23 protein-coding genes are annotated in these 24696 nt (G+C 52.5%); 8 read left to right on the forward strand and 15 right to left on the reverse strand.

Going from position 1 to position 24696, the window contains the following annotated elements; genetic code table 11:
- The first annotated feature begins 14 nt into the window (after positions 1 to 14).
- On the forward strand, positions 15 to 137 hold the full coding sequence (locus ACFSX3_RS23720) for a hypothetical protein (protein WP_339225215.1): 123 nt from the start codon (positions 15 to 17) through the stop codon (positions 135 to 137).
- 308 nt (positions 138 to 445) lie between these two features.
- Complete coding sequence (locus tag ACFSX3_RS23725) at positions 446 to 1603, forward strand: C45 family autoproteolytic acyltransferase/hydolase (RefSeq protein WP_209990096.1); 1158 nt, start codon at positions 446 to 448, stop codon at positions 1601 to 1603.
- 17 nt (positions 1604 to 1620) lie between these two features.
- Here the strand turns inward: ACFSX3_RS23725 and ACFSX3_RS23730 are convergent, their stop codons facing one another.
- Positions 1621 to 2139 (reverse strand): GrpB family protein, encoded by a 519-nt coding sequence (locus tag ACFSX3_RS23730; protein ID WP_209990094.1) that lies wholly within the window; start codon positions 2137 to 2139, stop codon positions 1621 to 1623.
- A 96-nt stretch (positions 2140 to 2235) separates the two neighbouring features.
- Between ACFSX3_RS23730 and ACFSX3_RS23735 the strand changes: the two genes are divergently transcribed.
- The 5 genes from ACFSX3_RS23735 to ACFSX3_RS23755 all read left to right on the forward strand — a co-directional run bounded on the left by ACFSX3_RS23735 (position 2236) and on the right by ACFSX3_RS23755 (position 5277).
- Positions 2236 to 2406 carry a hypothetical protein gene (locus tag ACFSX3_RS23735; RefSeq protein ID WP_209990092.1) on the forward strand — a complete coding sequence of 57 codons (171 nt, stop codon included), beginning with the start codon at positions 2236 to 2238 and terminating at the stop codon, positions 2404 to 2406.
- 246 nt (positions 2407 to 2652) lie between these two features.
- Positions 2653 to 3468 carry a glutamate racemase gene (gene murI / locus ACFSX3_RS23740; RefSeq protein ID WP_209990089.1) on the forward strand — a complete coding sequence of 272 codons (816 nt, stop codon included), beginning with the start codon at positions 2653 to 2655 and terminating at the stop codon, positions 3466 to 3468.
- Positions 3465 to 4238 (forward strand): GNAT family N-acetyltransferase, encoded by a 774-nt coding sequence (locus ACFSX3_RS23745; protein ID WP_379256472.1) that lies wholly within the window; start codon positions 3465 to 3467, stop codon positions 4236 to 4238. The genes murI and ACFSX3_RS23745 overlap by 4 nt, the downstream gene beginning before the upstream one ends.
- Before the next feature lie 47 nt (positions 4239 to 4285).
- The gene (locus ACFSX3_RS23750) at positions 4286 to 4654 is read left to right on the forward strand and encodes a DUF4190 domain-containing protein (protein ID WP_209990083.1); all 369 of its coding nucleotides are present in this window, start codon (positions 4286 to 4288) and stop codon (positions 4652 to 4654) included.
- 26 nt (positions 4655 to 4680) lie between these two features.
- Positions 4681 to 5277, forward strand: a complete 597-nt coding sequence (locus ACFSX3_RS23755; RefSeq protein ID WP_209990080.1) for a DUF2441 domain-containing protein — start codon at positions 4681 to 4683, stop codon at positions 5275 to 5277.
- Here ACFSX3_RS23755 and ACFSX3_RS23760 read toward each other — a convergent pair.
- From ACFSX3_RS23760 to ACFSX3_RS23795, 8 genes are all read right to left on the reverse strand, one after another.
- Entirely contained in the window at positions 5255 to 6457 is a 1203-nt protein-coding gene (locus tag ACFSX3_RS23760; RefSeq protein ID WP_209990077.1) for a response regulator, read from the reverse strand. The two genes, ACFSX3_RS23755 and ACFSX3_RS23760, sit on opposite strands and share 23 nt — an antisense overlap.
- Positions 6454 to 8241 carry a cache domain-containing sensor histidine kinase gene (locus ACFSX3_RS23765; RefSeq protein WP_209990074.1) on the reverse strand — a complete coding sequence of 596 codons (1788 nt, stop codon included), beginning with the start codon at positions 8239 to 8241 and terminating at the stop codon, positions 6454 to 6456. Before ACFSX3_RS23765 ends, ACFSX3_RS23760 begins: the two co-directional genes overlap by 4 nt.
- Before the next feature lie 93 nt (positions 8242 to 8334).
- A complete protein-coding gene (locus tag ACFSX3_RS23770; protein WP_209990072.1) occupies positions 8335 to 9159 on the reverse strand; it encodes a carbohydrate ABC transporter permease in 825 nt (274 codons plus the stop codon).
- Between the two features lie 18 nt (positions 9160 to 9177).
- Positions 9178 to 10068 carry a carbohydrate ABC transporter permease gene (locus tag ACFSX3_RS23775; protein ID WP_209990069.1) on the reverse strand — a complete coding sequence of 297 codons (891 nt, stop codon included), beginning with the start codon at positions 10066 to 10068 and terminating at the stop codon, positions 9178 to 9180.
- A 168-nt stretch (positions 10069 to 10236) separates the two neighbouring features.
- Positions 10237 to 11613, reverse strand: coding sequence for an extracellular solute-binding protein (locus ACFSX3_RS23780; RefSeq protein WP_209990066.1), 1377 nt, complete (start codon positions 11611 to 11613; stop codon positions 10237 to 10239).
- A gap of 101 nt (positions 11614 to 11714) precedes the next feature.
- The gene (locus tag ACFSX3_RS23785; protein WP_209990064.1) at positions 11715 to 12155 is read right to left on the reverse strand and encodes a GNAT family N-acetyltransferase; all 441 of its coding nucleotides are present in this window, start codon (positions 12153 to 12155) and stop codon (positions 11715 to 11717) included.
- Between the two features lie 146 nt (positions 12156 to 12301).
- Positions 12302 to 12931, reverse strand: coding sequence for a hypothetical protein (locus ACFSX3_RS23790; protein ID WP_209990059.1), 630 nt, complete (start codon positions 12929 to 12931; stop codon positions 12302 to 12304).
- A gap of 137 nt (positions 12932 to 13068) precedes the next feature.
- A complete protein-coding gene (locus ACFSX3_RS23795; protein WP_209990056.1) occupies positions 13069 to 13500 on the reverse strand; it encodes a MarR family winged helix-turn-helix transcriptional regulator in 432 nt (143 codons plus the stop codon).
- 159 nt (positions 13501 to 13659) lie between these two features.
- Here ACFSX3_RS23795 and ACFSX3_RS23800 point away from each other — a divergent pair, with 159 nt between their 5' ends.
- Complete coding sequence (locus ACFSX3_RS23800) at positions 13660 to 14970, forward strand: amidohydrolase family protein (RefSeq protein WP_209990053.1); 1311 nt, start codon at positions 13660 to 13662, stop codon at positions 14968 to 14970.
- 333 nt (positions 14971 to 15303) lie between these two features.
- Here ACFSX3_RS23800 and ACFSX3_RS23805 read toward each other — a convergent pair whose 3' ends face one another.
- The 6 genes from ACFSX3_RS23805 to ACFSX3_RS23830 form a co-directional block, all read right to left on the reverse strand.
- Positions 15304 to 15630, reverse strand: coding sequence for an antibiotic biosynthesis monooxygenase family protein (locus tag ACFSX3_RS23805; RefSeq protein WP_209990050.1), 327 nt, complete (start codon positions 15628 to 15630; stop codon positions 15304 to 15306).
- 36 nt (positions 15631 to 15666) lie between these two features.
- Entirely contained in the window at positions 15667 to 17868 is a 2202-nt protein-coding gene (locus ACFSX3_RS23810; RefSeq protein ID WP_209990047.1) for a DEAD/DEAH box helicase, read from the reverse strand.
- The gene (locus ACFSX3_RS23815; RefSeq protein ID WP_209990045.1) at positions 17865 to 19184 is read right to left on the reverse strand and encodes an ATP-binding protein; all 1320 of its coding nucleotides are present in this window, start codon (positions 19182 to 19184) and stop codon (positions 17865 to 17867) included. The genes ACFSX3_RS23810 and ACFSX3_RS23815 overlap by 4 nt, the downstream gene beginning before the upstream one ends.
- Positions 19185 to 19193: 9 nt before the next feature.
- Positions 19194 to 20909, reverse strand: coding sequence for a TerB N-terminal domain-containing protein (locus ACFSX3_RS23820; RefSeq protein ID WP_209990039.1), 1716 nt, complete (start codon positions 20907 to 20909; stop codon positions 19194 to 19196).
- Positions 20910 to 21265: 356 nt separating this feature from the next.
- Complete coding sequence (locus ACFSX3_RS23825) at positions 21266 to 22885, reverse strand: response regulator (protein WP_209990036.1); 1620 nt, start codon at positions 22883 to 22885, stop codon at positions 21266 to 21268.
- Positions 22882 to 24696, reverse strand: a complete 1815-nt coding sequence (locus ACFSX3_RS23830) for a sensor histidine kinase (protein WP_209990033.1) — start codon at positions 24694 to 24696, stop codon at positions 22882 to 22884. Before ACFSX3_RS23830 ends, ACFSX3_RS23825 begins: the two co-directional genes overlap by 4 nt.

The following is a 24696-nucleotide window of genomic DNA, read 5'->3' on the forward strand; positions in this document are numbered from 1 at the left end:
CCGAGGTGACCGTAATGCGGCGAACTAAACGTTCCGGCAGAGACCTTGTGTCTTTTCTGCTCAGCGCCTTCTCCATACTGATCATTGCGTTCTTCGTGATCCGCTATGTGCTTCAGACCGTTTCATTCGCACCTTAACATCTGCGCAACGCAAAAAGGAGCATTTGGGGGAAATGCTCCTCTTCGGCTTGCATATACCATGTATTAGGTTGCACTTCCGGAAGAATTATAATCCGAAAGTCTTACCAATAATTTACCTTAAAAATCACGATAATACAAGTATTTCCTTCTATTCCAGTGAAAATGTGACTAATTTATGACTGGGCTTCGCCGCTTGGCTGCACATCCGGGGATTTGAGACGCAGCGGGCTTTGCCGCCTGATCTGTACGCCCGTTATAATGAACCTACTCTGCGCAGAGAATAACGAAAAAGAAGGAGCATTCACATGGATGCTAATCCCCTGTTACAGCGCAAGACCGTACAATTTTCACATCTCGTTACTGAAGGCACTCATTATGAGGTCGGACGCGCCTTGGGAACCCATTATAAGAATAACTCTGCCATGCTATCCTTCTTATCCTCACCCTTCATGGGAGCCTCCCCGCTGACACCGTATGCTGCGGACAAAGCCATGGAGAGCTTCGAGCGCTACTGCCCCGGCTTAAATGAAGAAATTCAGGGCTTCGCCGATGAGACCGGAATTGAAGCTGCCCATGTCGTATTCTATTATTCCTACTTTCAGGCATCGGGCCACTGCACACAGGCAGTCTTTCGAACCGGAGCAAGTGCGGAGCGAAACGGACATATCTGTCATATGCGGAATTATGATTTTGGCTGGGAGGATGAGCCGTATAATCAGCTGCTGCTCAGCACAACCCGGGTGAAGGGCAAACCGGCACATACCGGCTTTGCGCTGCAGCTGTTCGGGCGTTATGACGGGATGAATGAGGCAGGTCTTACCGTAACCACCACCTCGGGGAGAATCCGGCCGGAGATGACCGGGGAGGGCTTTGTTTTTCCAGGCGTAGTCCGGGCCTTGCTGGATCAATGTACTACTGCGGAAGAAGCAGCTCAGCTCATGCGCAGCATGCCGGTGGCCGACTACAGAAACTTCCTGATCTCTGACGCCCAAGGGAACATCGCCCTCGTGGAGACGGCTGGTACCGAGAAAGCAATTCAGTACCATCCGGCTGCTGCCAGCTTAAGTGCAAGCCAGCTTGTGCTCTCGGCGAACCATTACACCCTGCCCACCATGCAGCTACATAATCAGCAAGTTATGGAGAACTCATGGACAAGATATGACGCGTTGCGGGCAGCACTTATGGACGACAGCACCGCTATCCATCCTGTAGCAGCCATGAAAGCTGCCGCAGGACGCGAATATCCCGAAGGGATCTGCTGTCACCATTACAGCGAAGGCTTAGGCACCTTATGGTCCGTGGTCTGTGACAATACAGCCCGCGAGCTGCATATCTGCTTCGGTTCCCCGCAGCTGAACGGCTGGAGAACATTCGGGTTCCATGACCCGGCTGGAATGCGTGTATACGAGGCAGTGCTGCCGGATAAGCCGTCCGCTGAGGGATTCTGGACCAGTCCCAGGTAAGCAAACCACTATTTTTTCTACTGTGACACCTTCTGCAAAATAGACTGTACAAATGCTGTCTTCCCGTCACAATACGCATCAATGTCATAACGGTATTTCTCAGCCAGCCGCTGCTTGACCGCCTGATATTCCTCCCGGGCAGCGGGATGGCAGCGCAGATAATCACGGAAGAGGATATGTTCTACATAACCCTTGCCGTCCTTAGGACATACATAGAGATGGTATTTCATGAAGCCGTCATCCTGGTTGCTCTTGAAGGCTTCCCTGCCCTCAATGCCCATATTGCCCTGATGCTCATAACCGAACGCCTGCAGTCTGCGGATGATCTCCGGCAGCTGTTCATAGCTCTCCATCACCAGATCGATATCAATTACAGGCTTAGCCCACAGCCCTTCAATCGAAGTGCTGCCCACATGCTCAGACCGGATAATCAGATCTCCCGCGATCTCCAGCATCCGCGCCTCAATTCTGCTGTATTCCGCCTTCCAGGCCGGATCATACGGAACCACTTCTACAACCTTGGTCTTCTCAGCCATAATTGTTCTCCTCCTTCGGCTATAACCTGTACCCGCCAATGGCATAAAATACAAACCGTAATCTCATACTAACCCACAGAGACGGAGGTGAACAGTATGCCCAAGAATAGTGCAGATCCGAAGCATGACCGTGCAGATAACCGTGCCGACAGTAAGAACAATCAGCAGAATCACGCCAGCATCAGCGAAATTCCCCAGATGGTGACTCCTAATAAAGCGGCAGATGTGGTGCCGAGTCTTAACGGTGTGACCAAGAACGAGAGCTGATTTCCGCTTTGTTATGCTTATAGACCAGGCTGCCCTCAAGGTATGGACGGGCAGCCTGGTCTTTTGCCGGGCAGAGCAGTTATACTATAAATCTAATGATAGAAATAGAATATATAGATTGAGCTTGAAAACACCCATAAGGATAGTGGCGGAGGGCCAAACATTCTCTGGAGTCACGGCTATCCCGTTATGGATACCTTACAAGTATAATCTATGGAATAGAATCATCAAGAAAAGAGTGGACGTATGCGAATTGGATTTTTTGACTCTGGAATTGGCGGATTAACCGTGCTTCATCAGGCGCTTAAGCTCTTGCCGCAAGAGGACTACCTCTTCTATGCAGATACCGACCATGTGCCCTATGGGGAGAAGACGAAAGACGAAGTCAGGGAATACATCCTGCAAGCGGTGGATTTCATGGCCCGGCAGCATATAAAAGCGTTGGTTGTCGCTTGTAACACAGCCACCAGCATCGTGATTGAAGAGCTGCGGCAGCGGTATGACTTTCCGGTGCTCGGGATCGAGCCGGCAGTGAAGCCTGCGGTTGAACAATCGGAGGGTAAGCAGAAGAAGGTGCTGGTACTCGCCACCCGCTTAACGCTGCAGGAGAAGAAGTATCATGATTTGGTGCACCGTATCGATCACGGGGAGATTGTAGACAGTCTGCCGCTGCCCGGGCTGGTTGAGTTTGCGGAGCGCTTTGATTTTGACGAAGAGAGAATCATTCCCTATCTGAAAAGTGCGCTGGCACACTTGGACCTTAAGCGGTACAGCACGGTGGTCCTTGGTTGTACCCATTTCCCCTACTTCGAGGGAAGCCTGCGGAAGATATTCCCGGATACGGTTGACTTCATCTCCGGCAGTCTCGGAACCGCCAGACACCTGAAGCAGATTCTTCAAGCGGAGGGCCGGATTAATGAGGGGACGGGCGATATCCTTTTTTACAGATCCAGTGTACAGGTAGATGATCCCGCAATGTTATCCAAGTATGAGCGTCTGTTCAAACGTCTGGATGAAATGGAACAATCTATTAATCGGAGCAAAAGGAGTGATCTCACTTGAGTCACTATACAACCATAATGGAAAGATTACGCCAGAATCCGCTGAAGAATGTAACGCTGCTCAAAATGATGACGGCTTATCATACTCAGATAGATTGCGTGCTGATTGAACAAAAGGAAGAGTGGGGCGTGCTGCTGCTTATGCCTGCCACCACCTTCGGCTATGATCACCGGACCTACCCGGAAGCTGACACCGTTGTGTTGATGGACTACAGCAGCCCCGAGGTCTTCCCTGCCCTGCTCAAGCGGTTGCCGAAGGACGCCAACCTGGTCTTCAAGCTTCAGGAGGATGCTTACCGCCAAGCGCTGGAACCGTATTTCACGCTGCGGCGGGTCCGTAGTCTCTACTCTTATTCTTCGGCCGAAGGCCAGAGGTTCAGCGCAGATGAAGCCTGCACGGTCAGTGAAGCTATCGATGAACGGCTGCTGCCGCTGTGGATGGCGAATGATTATTCGTTAGAGGAGATCACGCAGTATTTTGAAGACGGGGCGTTCGCTGTGACGTTATTTGACGGGGATACGCCACTCAGTACATGTATGGTGTACCGCAATGAGGAGCGAATCTGGGAAATAGGCGGCGTACGCACCATAGAAGCTGCCAGACAGCGTGGATTGGCACAGCGCGTAGTCCGCACAGCAGTCTTCCACACCCAGAAGCGGGGCTACATTCCCAGGTATCAGGTGCTGGAGAACAATCTCGCCTCCATCCGCCTCGCCGAATCCATTGGCCTTACCCGCGCTGTCACGCTGGAGCACTGGCTTAATTATTGATGGATTGAATAGGAGCATTCGCTCACTACCTATGAAGGAGTTAGATGATGAATAATCCCCCTCCGCCCTATGGAGAACAGAATTATTACCAGCAGTACCCTAAGCCTCCGCAGGAGCGGATGAACGGCAAAGCGGTTGCAGCACTTGTGCTGGGTATTCTCTCCATTGTAATACCTTACGTCGGCATCTTATTCGGGATTACCGCAATCGTTCTGGCTACACTTGCCTTTAAGGAGATCCGTTACAGCTATGAGCAAGGCCGGGGACTCGCGATCGCCGGGCTGGTCTGCGGAATAGCCTCCACCTTTATTTACACCATTCTCATCATCATGTTTGTTTTAGCTATTCTGTTATTCAATAGTGCACACACTGCGACGGGGTATGAGTTATTATCTGCATATAGTTTCTTAGTGTAATCATCCATATATACAGGAGGTAGACTATGCAAGCAAGCGAAAGATACGTTTACCACATTGTGACCCGAAAGAAGATGGCCCTGAATCAAATCATTAATTTTGACAACCAGCAAAAAAACACCTTGTATCATTTCTTTTTTGAGCAAGAACAGATGAATTCCAAAGGGGAAGACGTTATTCAAATCCTGCACGGTAATTATACTGATGACGGATTGAAATTGGATAAAGAGGATGCAGAGGTTACGGTTAAGTATGCGGAGCAGACCATCAGAGCGGTTCGAGAGGTTATCGTTGAAATGGTTAGGCTACAGGAACATCCTGAGTATCCTTCACGTTTGTCTTGCTTATACGCAGCGAAGAGCTATGAAGACGCCCTAATGTGGAAAAGCATATTCGATTCGCACCACAGGAAAGTGTTGCAGATCGTGAGACTTAAGGTTACTGGAGCTATTTTTGAAGGTGACGGCAGTCTGTTGCCCAAGGAAGAAGCGACTCCATTCTCCCGTAAAATCGAACAAGCCAGAGAATACTGGAAAGGTAATCTCACTAACGCGCTTCCAGAGCTGTTGATTAACGGAAGAATCGAAGTAGCAGACATCATCACAGAGTACCCCTGCTCCTAAGAATGCTAATGTTCTCCGCTTGGCGGTATTCTGTAGGGGTGAGCTGGTATTTCTTGCGGAACATCTGGGTAAAATGGCGCATGTCCTGGTATCCTACCCGTTCTGCGATATCGGCCAGCTTCAGCCCCGGATTCAGCAGTAATAGCTTCGCCTGTTCCAGCCGCAGCGAGGTGACATATTCCTTGTATCCCTGCCCTGTCTTCTGCTTGAACAGCTGGCTGAAATATGCCGGATTCAGGAACACCACCGAAGCGATTCTCTCCAGTGACAGCTCCTCATAGAAATGCTCCTTAATATATTGCAGCGCCACTTCAATCGCCTTCTCTCCACTCCCCTTGAGCGGCTCAAGCGGCGGCCCCTGGAAAGCCGATGCTTCCCGCATCCGCTTCACGATCTGAGGCACCGTATGGAAGTCACAGCTCCGCCCGGAATGGATAATCTGAAAAGGGATTTTCAAATAATGCGTCAGATGAGTCTTCACCTCCTCCTGGAACTGCTCTACCCGCACACTCTCGCCCGGTGTGATCAGGCCCAGCAGGTGCTGGCGGTCATAGCTGACCACGAAGCCCCGCCCATACCGCTCGATCAGCTCGGAGAGAACATTCTCGACAATGAAATGCTCCAGACGGGCGCTCCGATCCCCCGGCTCCAGCTGAATCATGACCAGATAGAAGGAATGATAATCTTCAATGAACGCGTCGATGTCCAGATTCCCGATATCCAGCCCGGAGGCCAGCCGCTGAAAAACCCCCTCGCGCAGGAACCGCAGACTGGCCTTCAGCCGCTCGCCTTGCCGCGAGATCTGGTTATCCTGCTGGATTTCGGTCGTCAGGCTGTCGATCAGCTCGGTCAGCTTATGCTTGCCGATTGGCTTCAGCAGATAGTCGCGCGCCCCCAGCCGGACCGCTTCCTGGGCGTAGGAGAATTCGCTGTGGGCAGAGATGACAATCCATTTCACATACGGATACCGGCGCTTCGAGATTTTCATGAATTCCAGCCCGTTCATGCCCGGCATCAGAATATCGGTTAGCACGATATGGATATGCTGCTCCTCCAGAATCTTCACCGCTTCCTCCGCCCGGCCGGCCACAAACACCTGATGCTCTGCACTGATCTGCTTGATCGTGCGTTTGATGCCTTCACGGATGGCCCGTTCATCATCGGCTATAAGAATATTCATCTCGGCAGCTCTCCTTCCACTGGAATAGGCAGCACGATCGCCACCTGCGTCCCCTCACCGGGGAAGCTCTGAATCTGTAGACCATACCCCTCCCCGAACATGAACCGCAGACGGCGGTGCAGGTTCTGGAGTCCGATCCCGCTTTTGCCGCCTTCTCTGCCACTGGAGCCCGAACTATCGGGACCCTCCACATTCAACGATTCTTGTAGCCTTGCCAGCTGCTCCCCGTTCATTCCGTCCCCGTTATCCTCCACAATTAGCTCAAGATGATCGCTCTCTTGCCGGGTATAGACCTTGAGAATCCCCTGACGCGCGAGCGGCTCCAGTCCATGCTTGACCGCATTCTCAATGACCGGCTGCACCGTCATCTTCGGGACCCTTATGTTCAGCCAGCGTTCATCGATATCTGTCACGATCACGAGGCGGCCCTCCAGCCGGATCGAGATGATCTTCAGGTAATGCCCGATCTGCTCCAGCTCCTCGCTCAGGCTCACCTCAGCCCCGTCTTCCCACTGGCTGCTGTAGCGGAACATCGAGGACAGAGAGAGCACCAGCTCGCCAAGCTGTTCATTGCCCTCCTCATCCAGCATCCAGTAGATCATATCCAGCGTATTGTAGAGAAAATGCGGGTTCACCTGGGACTGCAGGGCATGCAGCTCCGCATTTTTTTCGCTGACTGAGGACAGCTTGACCCGCTCAATCAGCTCCTCGATCCGCCGGACCATCCGGTTGAAGGAAGCAACCAGAATGTTAATCTCCTGATACGAAGAGACCTTGACCATGCCGCCGAAATTCCCCACCTCCACCTGACGCATCTCGCGGATCAGCTTCTTCAGCGGCGAAGAGATGGTCTGCGATACGATCGACGCAATCAGCGTGGAGACCAGGATCAGCGCCGAGATCACAATCAAGAGATAACGCTTCATCTCCACCAGCTCCACATTCAGATCCTTGTCCGGAGTAATACTCATCACCCACCAGCCCGAGAAAGACAGCTTGGACGCCACAACCAGTTGCCCGCGCTCCTGCTGAACCATCACATGCTCCGAGGCCGGGAGCTTAGGCAGACGGGCAGCGTCCGGCTGCGGATCTGTGGCCGAGGTGACAAACCGTCCATCCGGGGACATCAGGTAGACCTGACTGTGCGTGCCCAGCTTCAGATTCTCCAGCGCCTCCAGCACCGGCTGCGGGTCCGTCTCATACAGCACGATGCCGATCGGCTTATGCTCATTGAGGTCATAGAGCTGCCGCCCGAAGGCGAAGACCGGGCTGTCCTCCACCTGGTCGATCAGGGAGTGCGGGTACACCCCGAGCCAGACCATTTTCCCCGAGGATGCCTGCAATTGCCGGTACCAGTCCTCCTGCCTATAATTCGGATCGACCACATTCATATAGTTGCCATAGTTGTAGATCTTGCCGCGGTCAGTGATCACATGGATACCCACCAGATCGTCCCGCGAATAAAAAATCGAGCCGATAATATTCGTCACCGTCTGCTCATTGATATAGGCCACCGCCGGCCCGTCCGTCTTCTCATTAATCAAGCGGATCATCTCGAAGTTATTGCTGAGCGACTTGGACAATGCGTCATACCCCTTATAGAGAAGCGTGAATAAGCCTGCGCTCTGGGCGACGTTTTTTTGCGACAAATCACCGATCTTCTCATGCAATTGGTCTGTAGTCCGGTTATAGTACAGCAGGCTGACAATAAGCAGAATACTGGACATGCAAAAAAGAAACAGCAAGAACAACCGATGATGAATGGAATGAAAGCCGATCTTCATAAGCCTCTCCCCTTTTCGCACCCAGTTCTGCCGTTTCCTATTATAAAACTTTACCAATTTCATATGCAATGAAGGAATCCAAGCGCCTGCCCTTTATCCTTTAACCGCTCCTGCCACCATCCCTTTAGTAATCTGATTCGACAGGAAGAAGTAAATCAGAATCACCGGCAGCGCGCCCATGACGAGGAAGGCCCCGATATTCCCGTAGTTGACCGAATACTGGCTCACGAAGGTGTAGACCCCGAATGGAAGGGTTTTGAGCTTCTCTGACGAGATGAACGTGGCGGCCAAGATGTATTCGTTCCAGATGTTGATGAAGGTTAAGATACATACGGTCATGACAGGTGGAATGGACACCGGCAGGATAATGCTGCGGAAGATCCGATACACGCTCGCCCCGTCGATGAACGCCGATTCTTCGATCTCATGTGGAATAGCTCTCATGAAGCCGCTCAATATGAACACGGCGATGGGAGTCGAGAACGCGATGTACGGCAGAATCAGCGACCAGTGGGTGTTGAGAATATGCATGTTTTTGAAAATAATCATCAGCGGCAGCAGCGTGGCCTGCATCGGAATCATCATCCCCATCAGGAAAATGGTCATCACGACATTGCCGTATTTCCACCGGAACCGGGAGATCGCATAGGCCGCCATCGAAGCCAGCAGAATGACACATATCATCGTAAGCGCAGTAACGAACACACTGTTCGACAGGTACTTCAGATAGCTGCCCGAGGTGTAAGCCTCGTAGTAGTTATGCCACTGGAATTTTCGCGGAAAAGAAAAGAAGCTCCCGTCCAGAATCTCCTCATTCGTCTTCAGGGAGTATAACAGCAGCCACAGCAGCGGGTAGAGCTGGGTAATGACAGGAATGGCAAAAAGAAGATACACGATTCCTTTTTTAAGCTTACGCATGGTCCGCGCACTCCTTTCCTATTCGAATTTTCGCTCAAGCCGGTTGAAGATCATGTTGATGATGCCGGTAAAAATGAGACAGACCACCACGAGGAAGGTCGCAATCGCGCTGCCGTAGCCATACTTGAAGGACAAGAAGGAACTGTTATACATATGGGTGGAGATGACATCCGTTGCATGTGCAGGACCGCCGCCAGTCATGACCATAACCAGGTCGAAGGCTTGCAGGGACCCGATAAACGCCAGGATGATCGAGATTTTGAAAATCGGAATGATCAGCGGAAGCGTAATGTAACGATCCGCCTTGAAGCCGTCAGCCCCGTCAATTCTGGCCGCTTCGTACAGCTCGTCGGGAATGTTCTGCACTCCGGTATACTGAATCAGCAGATGGTAGCCGAAATACTGCCACAGGGACACCAGATACAGAGAATACATGGCGATGTTAGGCTCGGTCAGCCAGTTATGCGTCCAGCTCTCAAGCCCCAGGGACACCAGCACACCGTTCAGCATGCCCCCCATCGAAGTAGGGTTATAGATGGTCTTCCAGAGTTGTCCAATAATAACGACTGATAAGATGACCGGCGTGAAGTAGATCGACACCAGCGTATTGGCTCTGCGCAGATAGCGGTTAAGCAGGATCGCCATCCCCAGACAGAGCGGGATTTCCAGCATGGAAGCCACGGCGTACAGCAGCGTTCTCCGTACAGAGGGCCAGAACACCGGGTCATGCCAGAACATATTCTTGAAGTTGCCGAAGCCGACGAACTGAGAGGTCGTCAGACCATCCCACTTCAATAAGCCCGTGTATAATGAGACCAGTATGGGAACGAATACCAGGCACACATAGAGCAGCAGACATGGCAGTATGAAGACGGCGATTGTGCGTGCCGGCACCTTAAGGACTTTCATCTTTCCCGCCTCCTATCAAGCAGATTCTTCTTTGTCTAATGATTTATACAGTTAATAATTAATGCCATTAACTTTAAAAAGTGCATGATAAACCCGATGCGAAGCGTCCTGAATCAGCTGGCTTCGCATCGAGTAGGACAGTTGTACGGTTACTATTTGACTTGCTGGTTATTTGTTGGCTTCAAAAGCAGCCTGATGTTCTTTGGCTACCGCCTTGGAATCCATCTTCTGGACGAACAGGTTCTGAATGCTGCTGAGGTGGACCTGTGCGGTTGCAGGGTTCATGGTGTTATCGAACGCCAGGTCGCCGCCCTTCACTTGGTTGAACAGTCCGGCAATGTTCACTGCCAGATCGGAATACCCGGCAGCCTTGAGGTCGCCATCTACCTTTTGGCCGATCCCCACAGCGTTCTTCAGCTCAAATTGCTTCTTAGGATACTCGGTGCCGAAGTAGTTCAGGAAGTCCTTGGTTTCCTTCAGATGCTCGCTGTTGGCCGATACGGCGAAGGCGCTGCCGGGGGCCAGCATGAATTCGTTGGGATCTCCCTTGCCGTTCACTGTCGGGAACTGGAAGGCTCCCACTTTACCGGCTACCGGGGAAGCGTCAATCGCGCCAGTCTCCCAGGAACCGATGGACCACATGGCAGCTTTACCTGTCTTGAAAATATTACCGCCAGCATTGGCATCAATGGAGGTGGCACCGTCAGGGAAGGCACCCGCTTGAACCAGGGCCTGGAAGGCGTCAACTGCTTCGATGAACGCAGGATCTTCAAAGGTCTTTTTGCCATCGAGCACATCTTGCAGGAAGCCGGGGCCGCCGTTAGTGCGCAGCAGAATGTTCATGAACAGGAACGAGCCGGTCCAGGAATCCTTTTCGCCGATGGCCAGTGGTGTGATGCCCTTATCCTTCAGGATCTTCACATCCTTCAGCATTTCCTCGAAGGTAGTTGGAGGGGCAGCGATGCCGGCTTGGGCGAACAGGTCTTTATTGTAGTAGACGACTTCAATGTTGTTACCGTCGGGGATGGCATACACATTATTATCGAAGCTGTAGTAGTCGAGGAGGCCCTTCTGGTACGTGTCCTTCAGGCCATTCTGATCGAGCATGTCGTTCAGCGGAGCGAACAATCCTGCATCGACGAACGGTTTCATTTGGGCTGCCGGGTTCACGATGGTGATGTCCGGCACTTCTTTGGAGGCAGCCTGTGTCTTCAGCTTCACCTTCTGCTGGTCCGTGTTCAGCGTGTCGAGTTCGATTTTCACATTGGGATGCTCTTTCATGTACGCGTCGGTCAGCTCACGGATCATTTTGTAATTGGGCGTTGCGGGATCGGGGTAGATGTTCTGGAAGGTAAGCGTTACTTTTTTATCGCTCGGTGCATCTGTAGCTGCGGCATTGCCGCTGCCTGTGGCGGCGTTCGGTGCGGCGGTGTCCTTAGCCTTGGAATTGGCATTGTTGTTCGAGTTCCCGCATGCGGCAAGGCTTACTGCCATTAGCGCGGCGAACGCGACGGTGGCGGTTTGCTTCATTTTTCTATTGACCATAATTAAAGCCCCCTCTGTCGTGATAAGCTAATTATCATCACAGAGAGCGCTTACAACAAGGTGGGAACTGCAGAAATGAGGTTTGTTTTTTCTAGGTATGGTTAATCCCCTAAGCTTTTCACTAACAGCTGTTCATCGTCTTTCACATAGCTGCACTGTTCATAGGTGCTAATGGCCGCAGTGTTGCTACTGCCTGTCAGTACCTTTATACTTTTCACTCCGCATTGTCTGAAATTTTCTTCCAGGCAAGCAATAAGGGCCATGGCCATTCCTTGTCTTCGGGCGGCTTCTTCTACGTAGAGTTCGGTTATTTCTCCATAGGGCTCATCATAACAAAAGGAAGAGTAGCATTGACCACAGCCGAAACCAACGATTCTACCGTTCATCTCTGCTACGGCAATCAGTTCATTACGGTTTATATTCAAATGTTCCCTGATCTTAGCTGCGGGTCTGGTTACCCCGCCGTTAAATTCCTGATTGAGTCTGGAAAGTTCTTCAGCATCGGCTGAGGATGCCAGCCTTACTTTTGCCGTAGAATCCATCTTGGGTCACCTCGTATATTGTATGTATATAAGCTATAAGACACACTTAAGTTTCGAACTTGAAGCTTCGTCGGCACTGCGGTGAACATTTGGACTTCCGGCCGGTTGCTACTGCTCCTACAGTTCCAAATCTCCACTCCGCTGCTTCATAATAACGCTAATTCTTGAAGAACTTCCTTTACATCACAGCTGGAATTCAAGATATGGATCATCTCTTCAGTAATGGGGAGATCATCGTAGATTTTTGCAACAACCTCTAAGGATAAGGGTAAATCAAAATAATCTGATGCAAATTCCACAAAATCCTCTGGCGTATGGAATATACAGCCCAGTAAAAAATCAGAACCATCGCTTGCACCTTTTGGAATCTCAACGTTTCCCTTGTTCCAGTTCCTGTCACTGTTTTTACGCCAAATACAAAAAGTTACATCGTCTTTTTCAAATGCTTCATCATCGAGTAAAGATAATAATTCCTTGGGGACATCATCATAAATCCCTTGCCATACTTTATGCTCATCTTGCGCATATGGGCTTAATCCGGATTCATGATCGAAGCCTTTTATGATGGAGCCTTCAGGGGAAAACAAAATAAACAGATGATCCCCTGATCCATTATCTATTTTCGCCATAGAAACACCCTCATTCCAATCTTGAACATAGCTATGGTAACGAAGCCATTCCTCCGGACAAAGAATAATATTCAGTGATGCTTGGATTTTCATTAGCTTTTGTAACATTGCTGGATCTGGTAGACGCTCTAAGATAATTGCTTCCATGAATTCTCACTCTTTCTTCTTTCATTGCACAACTAGAGTAACCAATCGTCCTCGTTAAATCCTACAAAGTCCTCCAATGAACAAGGAAATATCAACAAAGATTGATAATTAAGTTCTAAAATAGGATGGTTTTTCCTTTATGATAATTGTTCATTAATTTTGATCAATATTTCCTTCAAGATTTGCTTCTCCTCCTCGGTAAGGATTTGAACAATTTCTTCCTCTACCTTTCGGAACGAATCTTGAAATTCCTCAATCAGTTCGACCGCTTTTGGCAATACATATATATTTTTTTGCCGTTCATTATTGGCCGGGATTTTGCGCTCGATGAACCCTTTTTGTTCTAGACCTTGAAGCATGGTTGTAATACTGGCCCCACGTAGTTGAAACCGATCGGCAAGATTCTTTTGAATAATATGATTATTTTGGTTCTGGTAAATATAATCGATTACTTTTCCTTGTTGAGCGTTTAACCCCTGCTCTTTTATACTTTCGTCCGCTCTTTTCTTTAACTTAAGACCGATAATCTGAAACAAATCGAGATAAGGCGTAATCTCTCGGGATTGCATGATCGTCCCCCCTGTGATTGTTAGCAATCTAACTTTAAGCAACTAAACTATACTGTGATCCTATATACTTGTCAAAATAAATATTAGCCAATTGACAGTTAGTTAACTAATAGTTATGATTCTAATTGTTTAGATTACAAACACTTGGGAGGAATTCAAATGGAGAAGGTCACACAAAATGCTGCGTTAGAACAAGTTACGGCAATTACGAATATACGTATTTTTGATGGAAATCAAATTATTGCGCCAAGACATATTGTCGTTAAGGGTGAGTCCATAATATCAGTGGGCGGAGACCTTCCGGCCGATGCAACGATTATTGATGGAGAAAATGCGACTCTATTGCCTGGTCTTATTGATGCACATGTCCACACCTCGATCGGCGGATTACGAGATGCACTAAAATTCGGCGTGACGACAGAACTCGAAATGAACGGCGATTTTACTAAAAGAGGGCGCGAGATTCAGTTGAAAAATGTGAATGACGTCGCAGACGTCCGTTCTGCTGGCATGGCGATCACTGCTCCGGGCGGACACCCGGATGAATTATTGCCAGATGGAGATGAAATACCGGAATTCGTATTAAAGGAACTAGAGAAGTTATCGGAGGAAGACCGGGAATCAATGTTGGCTGCATACGCTCACGATCACGAAGAAATACCGCAAGTGACGACGGTGGAAGAAGCGGTTAAACATGTGCATACCCAAGTGGAGAATGGCGCCGACTATATTAAAATCATGATTGAAGAAGGAACGGTCATGGGTGCGCCTGGCCTGCCTGTACTAAGCGACGAGATTCTAAAAACAGCCGTGACTGAAGCCCACAAGTTCGATAAGCTGGTCATCGCCCACGTATTGACGGCTCTTTCCTCGCAAGAGGCCATTGATCTAGGAGTCGACGGTTTGGGACACTTGTTTATCGACAGACCCGAGTATACGTCCCGGTTAGTAATGTCCATAGCGGCTTCAGGCGCTTTTGTTACACCGTGCTTAGTGTTGAATTCATCTATCATTGGAAATCCGGCATCGGAATTGGCGAATGATCCTCGTGTTCATTCCAAACTAAGTTCGGATTGGATCGATATTTTGAACTCAAGCTTCAATACGTTTCCGCAAGGCAATATGGAGAACAGCTTTAAAAATGTGATGGACCTTCACCGTGCCGGAGTTGATATTCTGGTTGGGACGGATGTCGCTCCGGTTCCTGTTCCGAATCTTGGCGGCCTTGCTCATGGAGCCAGCGTCCATCATGAGATGCAATTGCTGGTGAAGGCCGGGTTCACTGCGATAGAAGCGCTTCAGTCAGCTACCGCAAAACCGGCCCGTTGCTTTGGTCTTAATGATCGCGGTCGTATTGCCGAAGGTGCACGCGCTGACCTTATTTTAGTAACCGGTGATCCGACAATCAACATCTCGGATACCTTGTCAATCAAATCTGTGTGGTTCAAAGGTGTGCAGCAACGAGATTAATTAGTTTCAATGTCCCCGTCAACCATTTAAAACATGGACCGCCCTCAACATGCAAAGCGAATGAGGAGGGTGATTATTTCCGGTCTCCCTGTTTTCTTGAGTTCAGAAATGCTCATTTTTATAGTTTGGGAAATTAAGGGTTTTAATCAGGGCGAGTTCTAGTAAATAAAGTTTTGGAGATTGGTGCGGGATCAGGAAGAATTACCGGGCACACTTGATTGTGGAATGAATCTCATCTATGTGGTGCAAAAGTTATAGTCCCGCCGTTCAATAAAAAGCAGCCGGTCCCTATAGGATCGGCTGCTTTTTGTTGAATTCCCATACTCGGCTTATTCAAGCCTTTTCAAATCCATAATCCCGTTCAACCTTGCATACCCTTGTTTTATAAGCAAGATACCAATCGGATATCCCTTTGCTCTGGGCTACTAAATGTCGTTCGTTTTGTTTCCATTGGTGTATAGCTTCGAGAGAATCCCAATAAGACACAGTAATACCTACACCTTCTCTGGCACTTTCTACTCCGAGAAATCCAGGTTGGACGGATGCAAGTTTCTCCATTTCATCTGCCATTTCCGCATATTGGCTATCCCCATCTGTTCGTTCCGATGTAAAAATCACTGCGTAATAAGGTGTTTGTGGTGTTTTAGCAATCTCGCTCATGATTTCACCTCCGTTATTTGGGTATCGCTATATCTATTATGCCGTAGGCAACTTCCACTGTTTGATCACGCTGACCAGTCCAGGGACATCGAGGCCGTCGAGCGAAAAGGCTTTGCGCAGCAGGTCATGCGGGATGAACTCATCGTATTTGCCGAGGTAAGGGGCTTCATCCGGCTTCAGGAGCGTGAGTGCATCCGTAGCGGCAGCGGTCTCGGCGATGATCTCATCCTCCAGCTTCTCTGCGTCCACTTTACCGGCGACCACCATATAATACGGTTCCATCGGCACGACCGAGCGCAAGCCCAGCGGCTCCTTCAGATTGTTCTTCAGCAGGCGCTCCAGGGTACGGAACTGGCGGCTGCCAGCCCACGGAAGGATGAACATGGAGTCTCCCCCGGCTGGCAGAACGGAACGTGTCAGCAGTCCGCTCTCCTTGGCGAGCCTGCGGGCCCGTTCCAGTCTGGCGGCTGCGCTTGGCGCAAGGTAAGGGTACAAGGCCGTAGATCCTAGTACCTCGCGGATCTTCGTCATAATTCGGGTATGGACATCTCCGCCTGCGCCTAGCCATAAGGTGTCTACTTTGCCGCGTGAGCCTTTGACATAGACAGCCTTGTGACGGTTGTCCACCTCTTCGACTTTCCATAGCTTGCCTGCCAGTGTGAAGCAGTAGCCCGGAGGCGGAACGGTGGTAATGGACCCGATCTCCTCCGTCCCGTTATAGACGACATGCTCTTCATCGTCCTTGAATACCGCATAGAAACGGAAGTTGTTAACGATCTTCTCGCCCGCCATCCCGATCAGCAGGCTGCCCTCATCCATCTTCTCGATATGGCCCATGCCCAGCATGTACTCCATGAAGTCATCATAATCAGCGGGATCAATGCTTCGGAAGGACGGAAGGCTTAGCACAGCCTCCTTCAGCTCCTCCGGCTCTGCTTCACCCATGCTCTTCAGGATGCTCATCGTCTGATGATACAGGAGACCGACCGGCAGCTGGCGCACGACCAGCGGCTCTACCCATTTCTCGCGTACGTACAGCTCGATGACGGCAATGGCCCGCAGCAGCGTCCACGGCATGCGCGCCGGGAGCTGCGCCTCCTCGTCCTCCTCCTCGGGCGTGACGAAGATCATCTCGGAGGCGGCGTCCCCGCGCCTGCCCGAGCGGCCCAGCCGCTGCACAAAGCTCGCGCAGCTATAAGGCGCGCCGAGCTGCAGCACCCGCTCCAGCTCGCCCAGATCAATTCCCAGCTCCAGCGTCAGCGTCGCTGCAGCAACCGCCGGCCCCGCACCCTCACGGAGCGTGGCCTCCGTCTCTTCGCGCAGCATCGCGGAGATGCTTCCATGATGCACATGGAAGACATCCCGCTCGCCGCGCTTAGCGGCAATGCGCCGCATCTCCAGGATGGCCTCTTCGGCATCGGTGCGGCTGTTCGTGAAGATCAACGCTTTCTTGACATGCGTGTGATCATAGATGAAGCCATAATAAGCCTGGCGCGCCCGCTCCAGGTGTTCGGCCTCCCCCTCGTCCCGCGCATCCGGGAACGAAAAATGCTCCACGCTCAGCCGCAGCTTGCGCCCGCCCTGCGGCGCGCTGACCTCCACGCTCTCGCGCGTGCCCGCTGCCAGCCACTCCGTGACGGAAGCGTAGTCGCTTAAGGTCGCAGAGAGGCCAACCCTCCGCGGATGACAGCCCGCCATCCGCGAGATCCGCGCCAGCTGGCTCAGCACCTGAATGCCGCGGTCCGCACCCATGAAGGCATGAACTTCATCGATGACGATGAAGCGCAGATCATGGAACAGGGCCGGGATCGCATTCGGGCGGTTCATCAGCAGGCCCTCCAGCGATTCGGGGGTAATCTGCAGCACCCCCGAAGGGTTCTGCATCAGCTTGGTCTTGTCCGCCTGCGGCACATCGCCATGCCAGTGCCAGACCGGAATGTTCCCTTCACGCAACAGATCGTTCAGCCGCGTGAACTGGTCATTAATCAGCGCCTTCAGCGGCGCGATATACAGGATACCTACAGATGCAGACGGACGCTCATATAGCTCCGTGAGCGCCGGGAAGAAGGCCGCTTCTGTCTTGCCTGAGGCCGTCCCTGAAGCGATCAGCAGATGATGAGGCGTGTCAAACAGCACGCGGCAGGCATCGACCTGCGCCTCGCGCAGCGTATCCCAGCGGTTCTTGTAGATGAATTCCTTGATGAACGGAGCTAGCCGGTAGAACGGGTTATCACTCATAGGTCGAACTCCGCCAGGAAGCCGTCCAACTCATTCTGCTCCGTCTCGGCAGGCCGCGAAGTCCGCTCTCCGACCAGCTTCTCGAATGAAATCTCCGGGTGCTGGTGCAGGGTATGCAGCAGATCCATGAAGTCCCGCACCACCTCACGTGCGGTGAGCAGTTCATCAGCCCCCAGCCGGTTGACCGCCTCTTCCATGAAATGCACCAGCTGCTCCTGCGTTAGTCTTGCTTCATATCCGTAATGCAGCGCATGAATGTCCCGCAGCTTCTGGAGCAGGATCAGAATCTCTTCGTGGGAGAGCATATCCAGTGCAATAATCGGTCCTGTGTAATTGTTCAGCCCGCTGCCTGCATACCGTCCGGCCACCAGCCGGGAGCGCAAGGCCTCATAGCTGAACAGTCCGCGCCGGTGGTCCTCCACGAATTGTGGCGTACCGCCAACGAAGATGCCCAGCCGCTCTGCTTTGCCTTGCATCGTATCATTGAACATGGTCAGCAGCTTCTCGTAATTGCTCTGCCGCGAGATGCTGTTCGTAATCTTGTAGAGGTTCACCCCTTCATCGATGAACAGCAACAAGCCTTTATAGCCGATAGCTCCGGTGAATTCTGCCCACAGCTTCATGTAGTCATACCAGTTGTCATCATCGATGATGACACCAACCCCTAGTGCCTTCCGCGCTTCCGTACGGGTCGGGAATTCTCCCCTCAGCCAGCGCAGGGCATCCTGCTTCAGCTCGTCATCGGCCAGCTTGTGTCCGTTCCAGTAGGAAGCCAACACCTTGGCGAAGTCGAAGCCATGTACCAGCCCGCGCATCTCAGAGGCCACTGAATAAATGCGCTGCTCGACCTCATCGCCCAGCTCCGGTGCGTCAGGGCCGTAGCCCTTTTCCTGCATCACAGCCTGCTGCAGCGTCATGATCCACTTTTGCAGCATAATCTCCAGCGCCCCTCCATCCGGACGGGTCCGGGTCGAGAGATGGCTCATTAGCTCGCGGTAGGTGGCGAGCCCCTGGCCCTTCGTGCCCACCAGCCGCCGCTCCGGCGACAGATCGGCATCGGCAACCACGAAGTCGCGGTCCATCGCATAGTTGCGGATGATCTGGAGCAGGAAGCTTTTACCGCTGCCGAATTTGCCTGTAATCAGCTTGAAGGCGGCTCCGCCATCGGCGATGTTCTCCATATCGCGGAGAATCGCCTCCACCTCCGGCCGGCGGCCGACGGCGATATGTTCAAGACCGATACGCGGTACAACTCCCGCTGTCAGCGAATTGACGAGCGCGGTGGTCATCCGCTTCGGTATTTTGAGTGGGTTCATTTACGAATTTCACCTCTTTATATAGTCCAGCATGGTTAGACATTCTTCGGTCAGCTCTTCCCCGTCAATGATGAGGTCTCCCAGACTGTCCATTGCCAGCTCATTAATCTCATCGTACAGCAGCTCTGCCATCGTTCCTGCTCCCGCAGCCAGCCGCTGCACCTTCGCAGAACCGTCCTCCTCTGCCAGCGCCAGCATGGTCTCCCGTTGCAGCGGAGTCAGCTCCGAAGCAAACAGTGTCCAGCGGTCCGCTTCGCTATCAGAGGTTGGCGGATGGGAAGCGGTAAGCTTCTGTCCGGCGGACAGGGAATCACCGGGAGGCTCTTCGCGGTGCACTACTACGTGCTCACCACCGGTGATCTGGCCCGCTTGCTCTTCAGGTTTTGAAGAGCAAGCGGAAACACTTTCCTCGCCCGCTGATTCAGCTCTCCCAAACGCATCCACAGCATTTCCGATACCAGCCAATCCGGCTTCTCCATGTGCTTCTTCAGACTCAATTCCCCAATCCGCATCATCTTCATGACCCGGCTCCCCTGTGTCTTCCACCGTAAGCAGGGAACGCACCACCTCGGAGTCGCTTTCCAGCTGCTCCAGCTTCTGCTGGTCAATGACCACCGCCGGTCCCTTCTCTTCCTGCTCCGCCTTGCGGAATTCACGCTCCAGAAAACGGGTGACGAGATCATCCATATCGGCATCGACCCGTACATCCTTCAGTCTTCCCCGGTAGCCCATCAGCGCCCGCAGCTTATTCTCGGTCAGCCGGAAGAGGCGGGTAATCAGGCTGCGCAGCGGTGGGGACTTGCTAACACGGATAACAGGCACAAGAACAGAATAACCATACAGGGAGATATCGTATACCGCACTGCGGAACAAATACCGTTCACGGACGATTGGCGGGCTAGGCGGGAACATCGTGATCAGATTCGAGCCGTGCTTCCGCGCGACATAAGCATCAATTAGGGCTACTACCTGGGGGATGTAACGATCCGCAGCGATTTTACCCTCGCCGGTATAAAATTTCGACTTGCTGATATCATAGTCCGACATCACACTAAGCACCTCAATGCTAAGCTGCTCCGGGGCAGCCGACAGGCAGCGGACCAGCTCAAGCTCAGCCAGATCCCCCGCCAGCCCACGCGAACGGGCCACGATCTCCGAGAGCGGAATATCCAGCTTATGGACAAAAGAGAAATCCGCAATCCACCCGCCAAGGTACTGATCCAGACGTTTGTAATTATCGCGGTAGGCCTCCCACAGCAGGCTGAGCTGACGGCAGCCCTCCTGAGGCTCATCCCAGCCCACGCCGTTAATCAGCTCATAGATATGCAGGAAGATATATGAAAGATCGGTCTTCGGGTATCTCCCCTGCCGGACTTCATCCCGCCAGAAAAAATACCATCTGCTCTGTGCGCCGGTCATATGCCCGTAGGTAGGCCAGTAGCTTTTGAACGGGACGAAAAGCGCCGCAGGCTCCTTGTGCTCTACAAGCTCACGGGCACGCTGAACGAACTCACTCTCTGTAGTGGTTACCGGCTCCGCACTCTCTTCCATATCCCATAACTGGAGCTGGACTGTATCGTAACCGGACGTTGTTTTCTTAACCGGCGCTGACTTAGGCTTCCGGCTGCCTTCATCTACAACACCGCGCGGCGGAATCGCCACATTCTGCTCCGTACTCTCCCAGACCAGCTCCGAGAAATGCAGCCCCTGCCTGTCTTTAGCCATGCTTCATCGCCCCACCCGTATGTCTTGGTAATTCTCACATTATATCATATAGCCTATGCAGCAGATGCAGCCGTTCCAGTCATGTATTGGAGTAGTCCGCATCACCGCTAAAATATCCGAGATACCCGTCTATGTAGTCGCACATTCGCACAGCAGGAATACGCCCGCCCTCCAGCATCCCGCCATAAATCAATAAAAAGACCTTGAGAGACTAACTTCTCAAGATCTTGGATGAGAGCGTCTGTCACCGCACCGCAACTTGATGTAACCTGCCGGGCAATGAGAACGTTCGTTTGTGTCTCCATAAGAATATACTATACTCACCCTGCGGGCTGCAATAGCGGAGATCGGGAAAATCACCCCTTCAAATAATCACTAGGGCTGCGCCCGGTAATCATCTTGAACACCTGGCTGAAATAGGCAGGGTTGTTGAAGCCGACCATTTCACTGATCTCATACACCATATGCTGGCCGGATTGCAGGAATTCGATGGCCCGGTCCACCCGGTACTGGTTCAGGTAGCTGACGAAATTCTCACCGCTGATCCGTTTGAACAGCTGGCTTAGATATTTCGGATGCACATGCAGCTCCTGCGCGAGGCCCATGAAGCTGATCTCCTGGGTATAGTGGGCTTCCACATAGCTTTTGACGCTCTCCACCAGCCGGTTCTTCTTGACGTTCATCTCGGTAAAAGCTGCGGTCAGGAAGGCCGGGATCATCTGGCCCATCCACTCCGTCAAGCTTCTCCAGGTATAGTAGCCCGTCACCGCCTGCAGGAATTCGGACATGCTCATAGGAGGAGTGCGGCCTGGGCAGCAGGCATTCCAATAGTACATCAGCGTAGTGAACAGCCCGACACACACAGTCTGAATATCCTGAATGTTATTCTGGTCATCCTGCCGGAGCCTGCCGAAGATGATCTCCCAGGTCTCCCATACTTTTGAGGAATCCCGGCACAGCAGCACCTCATTCCACTCTTGAAGCAGCCGGGAATAGTCCTCCAGCGTCCAGGGGTTGGTGCTTCCGCACGGCTCATAGGCGTAGATGGGACTGGTCTCCTGAAACTCTGCGGAAGCAAGCGCCTCTCTGCTCTCCAGATACGAATCGATCAGTTCATGGATAGCAGATTTGACCGAACCAATGCCGGCATAGGCCTGAAGCTGAATGTAATTCCGGATTTTATCCATCGTCTCCTGAACCACTTCCTTCAGAACGGGAATCGGCTCTCCCGCCTCACGGTCCAGCAGCAGCACCACCAGCAGATCGTCGGAATAGTCGAGCACATGTCCCTGCACAGAGGGATGTCCGGCAAGCTTGTGCTGCAGCGTCTCCCGGCAGATATTACCGGCTCCGAAGCGAAGCAGCTGCCATTCGCGCTCCTTCAGCTTGTGCAGCGGCGAAGGGCGGTTCAGCTGGATACTGGCCGCCGCCAGCCGCTGCGGACGGGTAATCTGCAGATATCCAAGCCGTTCCTCAGAGCATTCCTCCGCGCTGTAGCGGGTAGTCAGCAGTTCCATAAGCAGGCGTTCCCGCAAAAAAGGAAGCGTGCGGCCGAATTCCTGCTGATAACGCTCCTCCAGCCGCTTCTTCTGCTCTCCGGCATTCAGAGCCAGCAGCACAACGCGGAGCACAGCTTCGATCTCATCTACCCGGGCCGGCTTCAGCAGGAAATGGCTGACGCCCCAGCGCATCGCCTGCCGGGCATTCTCGAATTCCTCGTAGCCGCTCAGGATAATAACCGGCAGCTCCGGGGCCAGCTCCCTCAGGGCCTCTGTAAGTTCCAACCCGCCCATGCCCGGCATATAGACATCGGTCATCACCAGATCGGGGGAGAGCCTGCGGAACAGCTCCAGCGCTTCATGGCCGTTGACCGCTGTTCCAGCCAGGGTCAGGCCCAGCTTCTCCCAGTCCACATGTCTCGTAAGGGCTTTCAGAATATGCGGGTCGTCATCCACCAGCAGGATAGAGCGGCTCATAGCTGATCGCGCAGCAGCCGCTCCAGCTGCTCCTCCGTCTCAATGACTGGCAGCGTAATCATAGCCGCAACCCCTTTCTCCGGCCGGTTGGCCAAGTATAGTCCGTACGGTTCCCCGCAATACAGCTGAATCCGGCTCATCACATTCCGGGTGCCGATGCCGCTCACCTGCTCCATCGACCAGCCTTCCGCCAAGCCCCGGCCGTTATCCAGCAGTGTGATTTGCAAGTAAGGCTGGCTTCCCGGCGTTTTGACCTCCCTGACCTCCAGGTGAATTTGCAAAGGGCCGGAGCCAGGCTCCCGGCTGCCATGAATAATTGAATTCTCAATCAGCGGCTGGATTATGACCTTTGGAATGAAATAACTCCTCACCGCCGGGTCCGCAATCGACTCCGTATACTCGATGGCAATCGGCAGCCGTTCCTGCTGGATGCTCACATAACACCGCGCATGCTCCAGCTCGTCGCGCAGACGAATGAGCATTCTGCCGCCGCTGAGGCCGATGCGCAGCATTTTCCCAAGCTGGGTGATCATGTAGCTGATATCCTGGGCGTCGTAATCCATAGCCTTCCAGTGAATCATATCCAGTGTGTTGTACAGGAAATGCGGCTTGATCTGGGCCTCCAGCAGCCCTGCCTGAGCCTCCCGCTTCGCGGCGCTTGCTTCCCGCTCGCTCTGCACCAGCTCCTGCAGCCGGTTCACCATGTGGTTGAAGCCGTAAGACATCTGCGTGTATTCCTCCGTCAGCGACTCACTCATACTGGCCCGGAAATCTCCGCGCTCCAGCTTCCGCATCTCCTGAATCAGCCTGCGCACCGGACGGATCATATTACGGATGAAGAAATACGCCAGCAGCGCCGACAGGAGCAGACAGAGCAGTCCGATCCCGATCACCTGCCTGTCCGCCTTACGAACCTCCTGCAGCAGCTCACGCGTCGGGATCACCTGGACCAGCCGCCAGGAGATGGTGCTCGGTCTGGAGAACAGGACGAGATAGGACTGCCCGTCTTTTTTCAGCAGCTCATAGCCTTCATTGCCTTCATACGTATGCTGGTAGAGCCAGTCTGCCTCCAGTACAGCCTTACCGGCAGACCCATTCTCCTTGTTCACGAGCAGCAGGAGATTGCCGCTTGTATCCACCAGATGAATCTGGCCGTCCAGCACAGCAGGAATATCCTTGAACTGCTTGAGGATATCGTCTGCGGACAGCCGGATATAGAGGTAGCCAATCGTTTTGCCTTCATTTCCGAACAGATGCTGGATATGGCCGATCAGATAAGGCTCGTCTTCGCCGCCGCTGCCCTCCAGGGGAACCCAGAGCGAATCCGCCTGCTTCAGCTTGGGGTACCAGCTCTCGTTCCTAATTGAAGAGACCGGAAAGACAAGATCCGTCGAGCTTTGCGGCACCCCGCTGAACAAATCGCTGTAAATCTCAATCGAGCTTACCCCTTCGTTCAGCACCAGCGAATGCTGGAGTATCTCCGTAATCTCCCGCCTTCTGGAGATCATCTGATACTTGGAGGCAGGCGTAGTCTCCAGCCCCTCAATAACGTTCTTGTTCGCTGCAATGGAGTAGGCGGTGCCCGACACATTGGTCATGAAGTCGAAGCCACGCTTCGTGCTCTCATTCAGCAGGGCAAGCCTGGTGGTACTGATCTCACTGAAGGTTACGTCCGAGAAAGTCCGGTACGCCAGCAGAACAATGAACCCGAGAAAGATCAGATTGAACGTAATAATACTGGCCGCCATCAGCGTGGAGAGCTTGCTCCGCCTGATCCGCAGCAGCCAGGTGCCGAGCATTCTTTTTTGCAT

The sequence above is a fragment of the Paenibacillus rhizoplanae genome, assembly GCF_042684125.1.
Taxonomy (GTDB): Bacteria; Bacillota; Bacilli; order Paenibacillales; family Paenibacillaceae; genus Paenibacillus_AQ; species Paenibacillus_AQ rhizoplanae.

Excerpts from the sequence above, each read along its gene's own strand:
- ACFSX3_RS23720 (WP_339225215.1), top strand. The coding sequence starts at position 15 with ATGCGGCGAACTAAACGTTCCGGCAGAGACCTTGTGTCTTTTCTGCTC.
- ACFSX3_RS23725 (WP_209990096.1), top strand. The coding sequence starts at position 446 with ATGGATGCTAATCCCCTGTTACAGCGCAAGACCGTACAATTTTCACAT.
- ACFSX3_RS23730 (WP_209990094.1), bottom strand. The coding sequence starts at position 2,139 with ATGGCTGAGAAGACCAAGGTTGTAGAAGTGGTTCCGTATGATCCGGCC.
- ACFSX3_RS23735 (WP_209990092.1), top strand. The coding sequence starts at position 2,236 with ATGCCCAAGAATAGTGCAGATCCGAAGCATGACCGTGCAGATAACCGT.
- murI (WP_209990089.1), top strand. The coding sequence starts at position 2,653 with ATGCGAATTGGATTTTTTGACTCTGGAATTGGCGGATTAACCGTGCTT.
- ACFSX3_RS23750 (WP_209990083.1), top strand. The coding sequence starts at position 4,286 with ATGAATAATCCCCCTCCGCCCTATGGAGAACAGAATTATTACCAGCAG.
- ACFSX3_RS23755 (WP_209990080.1), top strand. The coding sequence starts at position 4,681 with ATGCAAGCAAGCGAAAGATACGTTTACCACATTGTGACCCGAAAGAAG.
- ACFSX3_RS23760 (WP_209990077.1), bottom strand. The coding sequence starts at position 6,457 with ATGAATATTCTTATAGCCGATGATGAACGGGCCATCCGTGAAGGCATC.
- ACFSX3_RS23765 (WP_209990074.1), bottom strand. The coding sequence starts at position 8,241 with ATGAAGATCGGCTTTCATTCCATTCATCATCGGTTGTTCTTGCTGTTT.
- ACFSX3_RS23770 (WP_209990072.1), bottom strand. The coding sequence starts at position 9,159 with ATGCGTAAGCTTAAAAAAGGAATCGTGTATCTTCTTTTTGCCATTCCT.
- ACFSX3_RS23775 (WP_209990069.1), bottom strand. The coding sequence starts at position 10,068 with ATGAAAGTCCTTAAGGTGCCGGCACGCACAATCGCCGTCTTCATACTG.
- ACFSX3_RS23780 (WP_209990066.1), bottom strand. The coding sequence starts at position 11,613 with ATGGTCAATAGAAAAATGAAGCAAACCGCCACCGTCGCGTTCGCCGCG.
- ACFSX3_RS23785 (WP_209990064.1), bottom strand. The coding sequence starts at position 12,155 with ATGGATTCTACGGCAAAAGTAAGGCTGGCATCCTCAGCCGATGCTGAA.
- ACFSX3_RS23790 (WP_209990059.1), bottom strand. The coding sequence starts at position 12,931 with ATGGAAGCAATTATCTTAGAGCGTCTACCAGATCCAGCAATGTTACAA.
- ACFSX3_RS23795 (WP_209990056.1), bottom strand. The coding sequence starts at position 13,500 with ATGCAATCCCGAGAGATTACGCCTTATCTCGATTTGTTTCAGATTATC.
- ACFSX3_RS23800 (WP_209990053.1), top strand. The coding sequence starts at position 13,660 with ATGGAGAAGGTCACACAAAATGCTGCGTTAGAACAAGTTACGGCAATT.
- ACFSX3_RS23805 (WP_209990050.1), bottom strand. The coding sequence starts at position 15,630 with ATGAGCGAGATTGCTAAAACACCACAAACACCTTATTACGCAGTGATT.
- ACFSX3_RS23810 (WP_209990047.1), bottom strand. The coding sequence starts at position 17,868 with ATGAGTGATAACCCGTTCTACCGGCTAGCTCCGTTCATCAAGGAATTC.
- ACFSX3_RS23815 (WP_209990045.1), bottom strand. The coding sequence starts at position 19,184 with ATGAACCCACTCAAAATACCGAAGCGGATGACCACCGCGCTCGTCAAT.
- ACFSX3_RS23820 (WP_209990039.1), bottom strand. The coding sequence starts at position 20,909 with ATGGCTAAAGACAGGCAGGGGCTGCATTTCTCGGAGCTGGTCTGGGAG.
- ACFSX3_RS23825 (WP_209990036.1), bottom strand. The coding sequence starts at position 22,885 with ATGAGCCGCTCTATCCTGCTGGTGGATGACGACCCGCATATTCTGAAA.
- ACFSX3_RS23830 (WP_209990033.1), bottom strand. The coding sequence starts at position 24,696 with ATGCAAAAAAGAATGCTCGGCACCTGGCTGCTGCGGATCAGGCGGAGC.